This window comes from Bdellovibrionota bacterium, assembly GCA_035292885.1.
In the GTDB taxonomy this organism is placed as follows: Bacteria; Bdellovibrionota_G; JALEGL01; order JALEGL01; family DATDPG01; genus DATDPG01.
In genome coordinates this window covers 1-7,432 of the sequence record DATDPG010000209.1, presented here as the reverse complement: position 1 = coordinate 7,432, position 7,432 = coordinate 1, and the positions used below count along the sequence as shown (strand labels likewise).

Annotated in this window: 9 protein-coding genes and 1 tRNA gene; all 10 read right to left on the bottom strand. The window is 54.2% G+C overall.

Features of this window, described 5'->3' with window-relative positions; genetic code table 11:
* Positions 1 to 12: 12 nt before the first annotated feature.
* Entirely contained in the window at positions 13 to 1,074 is a 1,062-nt protein-coding gene (pheS, locus tag VI895_15035) for a phenylalanine--tRNA ligase subunit alpha (protein ID HLG21112.1), read from the bottom strand.
* Between the two features lie 167 nt (positions 1,075 to 1,241).
* The gene (gene rplT / locus VI895_15030; protein ID HLG21111.1) at positions 1,242 to 1,604 is read right to left on the bottom strand and encodes a 50S ribosomal protein L20; all 363 of its coding nucleotides are present in this window, start codon (positions 1,602 to 1,604) and stop codon (positions 1,242 to 1,244) included.
* A gap of 17 nt (positions 1,605 to 1,621) precedes the next feature.
* Complete coding sequence (rpmI, locus tag VI895_15025) at positions 1,622 to 1,828, bottom strand: 50S ribosomal protein L35 (GenBank protein HLG21110.1); 207 nt, start codon at positions 1,826 to 1,828, stop codon at positions 1,622 to 1,624.
* Between the two features lie 13 nt (positions 1,829 to 1,841).
* Entirely contained in the window at positions 1,842 to 2,345 is a 504-nt protein-coding gene (gene infC, locus VI895_15020) for a translation initiation factor IF-3 (protein HLG21109.1), read from the bottom strand.
* A 14-nt stretch (positions 2,346 to 2,359) separates the two neighbouring features.
* Positions 2,360 to 4,276, bottom strand: coding sequence for a threonine--tRNA ligase (gene thrS / locus VI895_15015; GenBank protein HLG21108.1), 1,917 nt, complete (start codon positions 4,274 to 4,276; stop codon positions 2,360 to 2,362).
* Between the two features lie 56 nt (positions 4,277 to 4,332).
* A complete protein-coding gene (locus VI895_15010) occupies positions 4,333 to 4,776 on the bottom strand; it encodes a type II toxin-antitoxin system VapC family toxin (GenBank protein HLG21107.1) in 444 nt (147 codons plus the stop codon).
* Positions 4,748 to 4,990 carry a hypothetical protein gene (locus VI895_15005; protein HLG21106.1) on the bottom strand — a complete coding sequence of 81 codons (243 nt, stop codon included), beginning with the start codon at positions 4,988 to 4,990 and terminating at the stop codon, positions 4,748 to 4,750. Before VI895_15005 ends, VI895_15010 begins: the two co-directional genes overlap by 29 nt.
* A 248-nt stretch (positions 4,991 to 5,238) precedes the next feature.
* Positions 5,239 to 5,313, bottom strand: a tRNA-Val gene (locus VI895_15000).
* A 20-nt stretch (positions 5,314 to 5,333) separates the two neighbouring features.
* Positions 5,334 to 5,861 carry an OmpH family outer membrane protein gene (locus VI895_14995; protein ID HLG21105.1) on the bottom strand — a complete coding sequence of 176 codons (528 nt, stop codon included), beginning with the start codon at positions 5,859 to 5,861 and terminating at the stop codon, positions 5,334 to 5,336.
* Positions 5,862 to 5,874: 13 nt separating this feature from the next.
* A partial coding sequence (bamA, locus tag VI895_14990; protein ID HLG21104.1) for an outer membrane protein assembly factor BamA occupies positions 5,875 to 7,432 on the bottom strand: 1,558 nt, incomplete at its 5' end.

Genomic DNA, 7,432 nt, shown 5'->3' with positions numbered 1-7,432 from the left:
TCAAGAGAATCTTCACAGAGCACCTGCGAACTGCTCGAGGAAGCGTGTGTCGTTCTCATAGAGTATCCGGATATTGTCGATGCCGAAGAGGACCATTGCGACTCGCTCGATCCCCATTCCAAAAGCGAATCCGCTGATCTTTTCCGGATCGTACGGAATTTCTTCATTTCGGGATTTCCAGGCGTTGCCGACAAATTGATAAACGTTGGGATCCACCATTCCGCAACCTAAAATCTCGAGCCAGCCGGTCCCTTTGCAGAGGCGGCACCCTTTACCCCGACAGTTTCCACACGCCATGTCCACTTCTGCGCTCGGTTCGGTGAAGGGGAAAAAACTGGGACGAAACCGCGTGCCGATTTCCGGACCGAACATCATGTGAACGAACGCTTCAAGTGTCCCTTTAAGGTGAGCAAAAGAAACGTCCGGACCCACACAAAGTCCTTCGACCTGATGAAAAACCGGTGAGTGCGTGGCGTCCGAGTCCCTTCGAAACGCCCGCCCCGGAACGACGATCCGGATCGGCGGCGCCGACGTTTCCATCGTCCGAATTTGAACGGGAGACGTGTGTGTCCGTAAGAGCAGTCCCCCTTCCACAAAGAACGTGTCCTGCATGTCCCGCGCCGGGTGATCGGCCGGGATATTCAAGGCTTCGAAGTTGTAATAGTCGGTCTCGATCTCGGGTCCCGATTCCACGGAAAAACCGAGCGATCGAAAGATCTTTACGATGCGATCTTCGACCAGAGAGAGCGGGTGGAGTTTTCCCTGCAGGGGCTTCCTCCCCGGCAACGTCACGTCGATTCTTTCTTGCCGAATGGCCTCCGTTTCCGATTTTTCTTCGAGCTTCTGTTTCCGGTCCGAAAGCTGCGATTCCAGCTTCTGCCGGAGGAGATTGATTCTTTCACCGGCTTTGCGCCGTTCTTCCTGAGGGAGAGTGCCGACTTCCCGAAGAGCTTGCGTCAGCGTCCCCTTTTTGCCGAACACAGAGACACGAAGTTGTTCGAGACCCTCTAGCGAGGACGCTTGGGCGAGCGCGCGGTCAAACTCCTGTTCGAGTTTAACGAGCGAATCCTTCACACCAGAACCGGTCTTATAAATGGATTCGTCGCGAGACCGAGCGAAACGTTCCGCGGCGAGGCCGCAGGCACCAAACGCCCGGAGGCGTACTCTCTGCAGTACGTCGAGGACGTTTGGGGCCGAGAACGAAGTCGCGGGATGTTGCAGCCGGTCGCAGCAGAAGACATTTATGAGACCGGTTCGACGGCTTTAGCTTTTTCAACGATCGCCGCGAAGGCCTTGGGATTCGTGACGGCCAGGTTCGCGAGGATCTTTCGGTCGATTTCGATCTCGGCTTTCTTAAGCAGCGGAACCAGTTTGCTGTACGTCGTTCCGCAAGCTCGGGCGGCAGCGTTAATCCGCTGGATCCAGAGCGCCCGGAAATTTCGTTTGCGTTGGCGACGTCCGACGTACGCATATTGGAGCGCGTGATCGACCGCCATGGTCGCAATCGTGAAGCAATTCTTTTTCCGGCCGTAGTACCCCTCGGCCATATTCATGACCCGCTTTCTTCGGCGGCGGGCTTTCGGACCTCTTTTGACTCGAGCCATGGCTTACCTCCAGACGTTTAACCTCGGTGGCCGTACGGCAGAAACAGCTGAATTCGTTTTTCATCGGCGGCGGCGACCTGTCCCATTCCGCGGAGATGCCGTTTCCGTTTCGGCCCTTTCGTCGTGAGAATGTGGCGCAGATTTGATTTCTTGTGCTTGATCTTCCCCGATTTCGTCACACGAAACCGCTTCGCAACACCCTGTTTTGTTTTTAACTTCGGCATTTCTTTCGTTCCTTTACTTCGCCTTGGGCGCCACAACCATCGACATGTTCCGGCCTTCCAATTTCGCCGGTTGTTCGATCGCCGCCTTGGTCCCCAGAACTGTGACGATGCGATTCAGCATCACTCTCCCCAGTTCGCTGTGAACCAGCTCGCGCCCTTTAAACTTAATCGTGACCTTCGCTTTATTCCCTTCCTCCAGAAACCGGATGATGTGCTTCACCTTGAAATCAAAGTCGTGATCGTCGGTCGACGGCCGCAACTTGATCTCTTTCACCAAAATCACGTTCTGGTTTTTCTTCGCCTCCTGCGTTTTCTTCTTCAGCTGGTACTTATATTTCCCGTAATCCATGATCTTGCAGACCGGCGGATCGGCGGTCGGCGAGATCTCAATGAGGTCCGAACGGTATTGGTCCTGCGCGATGCGCAGCGCCTCGGGCGTTTCCAATATTCCCAGCTGTTTTCCTTCCGAATCGATCACCCGCACCCGGGGCACGCGGATCATTCGATTCACTCGCAAATACTTTGTATCCCTCAAATTCTCTCTTTCTCCTCCTCATGTAAGCGGGCGACGAACTCATCGATCGTCACGCCCGCCGTCTGTTCCCCGGTACGTTTTCGTAGAGCGAGGGTTCGATTCGCCAGCTCTTCGGCCCCGACAATCACCATGTAGGGCACCTTTTGGAGCTGAGCCTCTCGTATTTTGAGCCCCAGCTTTTCGCCGCGAAGATCGGATTCTACCCGAAATCCCTCCGATGCCAGCCTTTGTCGAACCTCCTCGCCAAAGGCCTGCTGCTCGTCCGTAATCGGGAGAACCTTCGCTTGGATCGGAGAAAGCCAGAGCGGGAACGCCCCGACATAATGCTCCACCAAACAACCCAAAAAGCGTTCCATCGAACCCAAAAGCGCCCGGTGGACCATGATGGGAGCGCGCCTTCTACCATCCCGGTCGACAAATTCCAAGTGAAAACGGGCAGGTAGATTGAAATCAACCTGGATCGTTCCGCATTGCCAAACCCTACCCAGCGAATCCTTTACCTTTATGTCGATCTTGGGCCCGTAAAAGACCCCCTCCCCCGGATCGACGACGAAGGGGAGCTTGGATTTTTCAAGCGCCTTCCGCAGAGCGGCCGTAGCATGATCCCACTCCCCGTTCGAACCGACCGACTTCGGCGGCCGGGTAGAAAGAAAAATATCGTACTCAGAAAACCCAAAGATTTTAAATATATAGATAACGAATTCTAGAACCTGCTCGATCTCTTTATCCAGGAGTTCGGGCGTCACAAATAGGTGGGCGTCGTCTTGTGTAAAGCCGCGAACCCGGAGGAGACCGTGCAGGACGCCCGATCGTTCGTATCGATAGACCGTACCCAGCTCCGCGTACCGAATCGGGAGATCCCGGTAACTTCGGAGAGCTGACTTGTAGATCTGAATGTGGAACGGGCAGTTCATGGGCTTGATTAAGTAGGGCTGCCCTTCGACTTCCATGGGAGCGAACATGTTGTCCTTATAAAAGTCGGTATGCCCCGACGTTTCCCAAAGATGCCGACGGGCTAAATGAGGCGAATACACCAACTGGTATCCCGCCTTAAAGTGCTCTTTGCGCCAGAACTCCTCCACGAGATACCGAACCGTCGCTCCTTTGGGATGCCAAAGGATCAGACCGGGCCCAACGTCGTCGGAAACGCTGAAGAGATCGAGATCCTTTCCGATTCGGCGGTGATCGCGCCGGCGGGCCTCTTCCAGCTTCGCCAAATAATCGTCCAATTCTTTCTTGGTGCCGAACGCCGTTCCATAAATTCGTTGAAGAACTTCATTGCTTTCGTCTCCGCGCCAGTAAGACGCCGAAGTTTCAAACAGCTTGATCGCGCCGATCTGGGAGGTGGACTGGACGTGGGGGCCGCGGCAGAGATCGACGAACGACCCATGCCGAAAGATCGTGATGTCCTCGCCGTCCGGAATATCGTCGATGCGGGAGACTTTGAGAAGTTCGCCCATCTCTTTGAACATTTTCTTCGCCGTTTTTCGGTCGACCACTTCGCGCGTAAACGCCGCTTTGGTCTTAATGATCTCCAGCATCTTCTTTTCGATTTTATCGAGATCCTCGGGCGTGAATGGCCGATCGACTTTGAAGTCGTATTGAAATTTCTCGCTATGGTCCGTGCGACCGACGTCGATCTGGGCCTCCGGCCAGAGCTGTTTTACAGCATCGGCCATGACATGTTCCGCCGAGTGCCGGACAACGTCGTTTGCCTCCGGGTCTTTGTTCGTCACAATTTCGATCGAACAATCTTTCAGAATGGGCGAACGGAGGTCTACGAGCTTGCCGTCGACCCGCCCCGCCAAGACCGCCTTCGCCAAACCGCTCCCGATCGACCGGGCAAATTCGAGAACGGTCGTACCCTTGGCGGCGTCCTTTGAACTACCATCTGGCAGTCGTACCGACGGCATGAGGAGAATCAATCTACGGTTTTTTCTCTATGTGGGCAATTGAAGGAATGTGGACTTCAAATGAGTGGATTGGTCCATTTTAAGCCGGGAAATCGGCTGAAGTCGCGGTCGGTGGTGCAAAGCGTCGCGCCATGTTCGATCGCTAGAGCGGCAAGATGGGCGTCCGGCACAAGATTCCCGGATGCCTGAGCGTCCACCAATAGTCTGCTAAGAATCTCCCAATGGCGTTCTGTGGGGTGAAGCCAATCCACTGAATCCTCTTCAAACCAGGAGGAAACGATTTCTGAGATTTCCTTCATCGGCTTGGGCTGAGCCAGTGCCCTCGGGTGCGTTGTTATCCGAACAAACGCCAGCACGGATGCCAAAGCCAGACCGACCCGTTCCGATCCGGAAAGCTTGTCGGCCCACCACTCGGATGCCACGCGATGGATGGAGGAATCCAGGTTGTAGGCGTGAATCAGGACGTTTGCGTCAACGAGCGTCAGATCGGTCCAACTCATCGAGCTGATCGAGGAGTTCTCCAATATTGTCGATTTGGATTCCCGGTCGGAGCTTCATATTCCACGCTTTGACCTTGAAAGGTTTAAGTTGCTTCTTGGGTTTGCGGCTACTCAACCCGATGCGCACCGCCTCGTTGATGGCGTCCTTAAAGCTCTTGCCGGTTTCCCGACAGAGCTTTTTGAGCTTGGACACCACGTCGTCTTCTAACGTCACCGTCGTACGCACATCATGATGCTAACAAATAGACATCATGATGTCAATCGACAGAAATTGGCAGGCTAAAAGAAGCTACGCGGAAAAGGAACAAGCGTGGTAGGCGCGAGAGGGATTGAATACTTTCGGCCTCGGCCAGGTTCGCACAGGGATCCACGCGAAGAGATTTTGTCGTCAGACGAGGCCGCAGGCGGCGAGAAACCGGAGCAACCTCCGAGCAACGAAGCTATGCGGAAAAAGACCCAGCGTGGTAGGCGCGAGAGGGGTTGAACCTCCGACCTCTTCCGTGTCAGGGAAGCGCTCTCCCACTGAGCTACGCGCCTATTTTGATTAAGGGTGCCTTCTACTTCTTATAAGCCTTGTTGTATTCGTCCACGACCAGCTTCGTGATGTCGTACCCGTCCTTATAATAGAGCAGCCCCCCTTCGGACTTCTCGACGACAAGATCGTAACTGTTCTGTTGGGCGATTTTCGCCACAACCGATCGAATCTTCTTCAGTATGTCGGCCATCAACTGCCCTTCCAGTTTCTGCATTTCGGTCTGGCTCGACATATAAAGTTTCTGAATTTCCATCTTCTTGGCTTCCAGTTCCTTCTGCTTCTCGCTTAGGGCCGAGGGAGAGAGAAGCAGTTTCTGTTTCTCCAACCCCTCATCCAGCTTCTTGTATTCGGCCTGGCGGTCGTCCAGGTCCTTTTTCTTCTTGGCGATCTCACCCTCCATCTTCGCTTTCGCCTTTTTCCCTTCCTCAACGGCATCGAGCACATCTTGAATGTTGACCACGCCGACCTTCATTTCAACCGCATGGCCCATCCGAACGGGTGCGAATGCCAGCAGCAACAAAATCCAAATCAAGTTTTTCCAGCTCAACATGATTGATTTCCTCCTAAAAAATCGAACCAATCGTAAAGTCGAAGACGACCAAACTCTCGTCCTCTTTCCGATCCAGCGGGAATCCCCATTCGAATCGGAGCGGGCCGATCGGCGAAAACCACCGAACTCCAAAGCCGGTGCTTTGCCGTTGGCCGGTGATCGTAAAGATACTCTCCCCGTTGTCAAAGGCATTCCCCATGTCGAAGAAAAACACCCCTTTGATATTGGCCGCACGAACGATGGGGAAAATGTATTCGGCGTTGAAGATTAATTCTTTGTTCCCTCCCACGTGAAACTCGGTCGTTGTGAAAGAACCGGGGTCGGTCGAGCTTGCCACATCGATCGTGGGCCCCAGCGACCGCAGCTGAAAGCCGCGGATGGATAAAATTCCGCCGGGGAAATAGCGTTCGAAGAGGGGCACGCGCTCGCCGTCGGAGAGCACTCCGACGTATCCGAGGTTCAACCGAAGAGCGAAGACCGAATCTCCAATCAAAGGCACCGGTTTTTGGTCGAGCAACGGGAAAAACCAGCGGGCGTCGAATTCGCTCTTCCAGAAATCATTGTCGCCTCCCAGCCCGCCGCCCGCAACCTCCTCGGACAGCCGGTAATACGATCCCTTCGTCGGCTCAAACACGCGATTTCGCGTGTCCCGCGTAAGAGACGTCGTAACACTCGAAGTCAGGCCGCTTGTGAATAGTTGTTCCACCGTGGTCCGGATATCGGTCAAATCCTCGTCGATCAGGCTGTACGTAACGCCGAACCGGATTCGTTCGAGCCCCTTCTTGTACAGCGGATAATCAAGGCCCACCGTGCCGCCGCGTGAAGTCAAATCAAAGTCGGTGTACACGCGGCTGATGTTGAATCCGTTGACTTCGAAGCCCCACTTGGAGTCGAGAAAGTACTCGTCTCGAAATCGGACATTGAAGGCTTGGGTCTTTCCCCCGAGGCGCGCATCCAAGGAAACATCGTACCCCCGTCCGAAAAGATTCCGCTTTTGAACCTGGGCGATGATCTGAAACGACTCCAACGTATTGAATCCGGCGCCGATCGAGAAGGTGCCGGTCGGCTTCTCTTTTAAATCCACGACGATGTCCACACGATCGTCCGCGGACCCGCGCGGCGTACTCAATCGCACCTCCTCGAAGAGCGACAGCCGTTCGATATTCAGACGCGAATCACGAATCTTCGTCTGATGATATTGGCCTCCCTCGTTAATCTGCATTTCACGGCGGAGGATTTTGTCCCGCGTACTCGTGTTCCCGACAAACTTGATCTTTTCCACCCACACCTTCTGTCCGGGCTGGAGAACATAGGTAATGTCGACGATTTTCTTTTCGTCATCGTACCGATCCAGGATGTTGACGTTGGCGTAGGCGTAACCTTCGTCCGCATAGATCGTCGTCAGTTCGCCCACGTCTTTCTGAATCAGGCTCGTATCCACCAGCTTTTGCCCTTTCAGTGAAATGACCTTCTCCAGTTCAGTCTTTTCCTTGATGAATTCGCCGTCCAGGAGGACTTTTCCCACGGTGTACGGCTCGCCTTCTTTCACAACGATCGTGATGTAGATGCTT

Bases quoted from the DNA above. Each gene is read 5' to 3' on its own strand.
- rplT (HLG21111.1), bottom strand. From the start codon at position 1,604: ATGGCTCGAGTCAAAAGAGGTCCGAAAGCCCGCCGCCGAAGAAAGCGG.
- rpmI (HLG21110.1), bottom strand. From the start codon at position 1,828: ATGCCGAAGTTAAAAACAAAACAGGGTGTTGCGAAGCGGTTTCGTGTG.
- thrS (HLG21108.1), bottom strand. From the start codon at position 4,276: ATGCCGTCGGTACGACTGCCAGATGGTAGTTCAAAGGACGCCGCCAAG.
- VI895_15010 (HLG21107.1), bottom strand. From the start codon at position 4,776: ATGAGTTGGACCGATCTGACGCTCGTTGACGCAAACGTCCTGATTCAC.
- VI895_14995 (HLG21105.1), bottom strand. From the start codon at position 5,861: ATGTTGAGCTGGAAAAACTTGATTTGGATTTTGTTGCTGCTGGCATTC.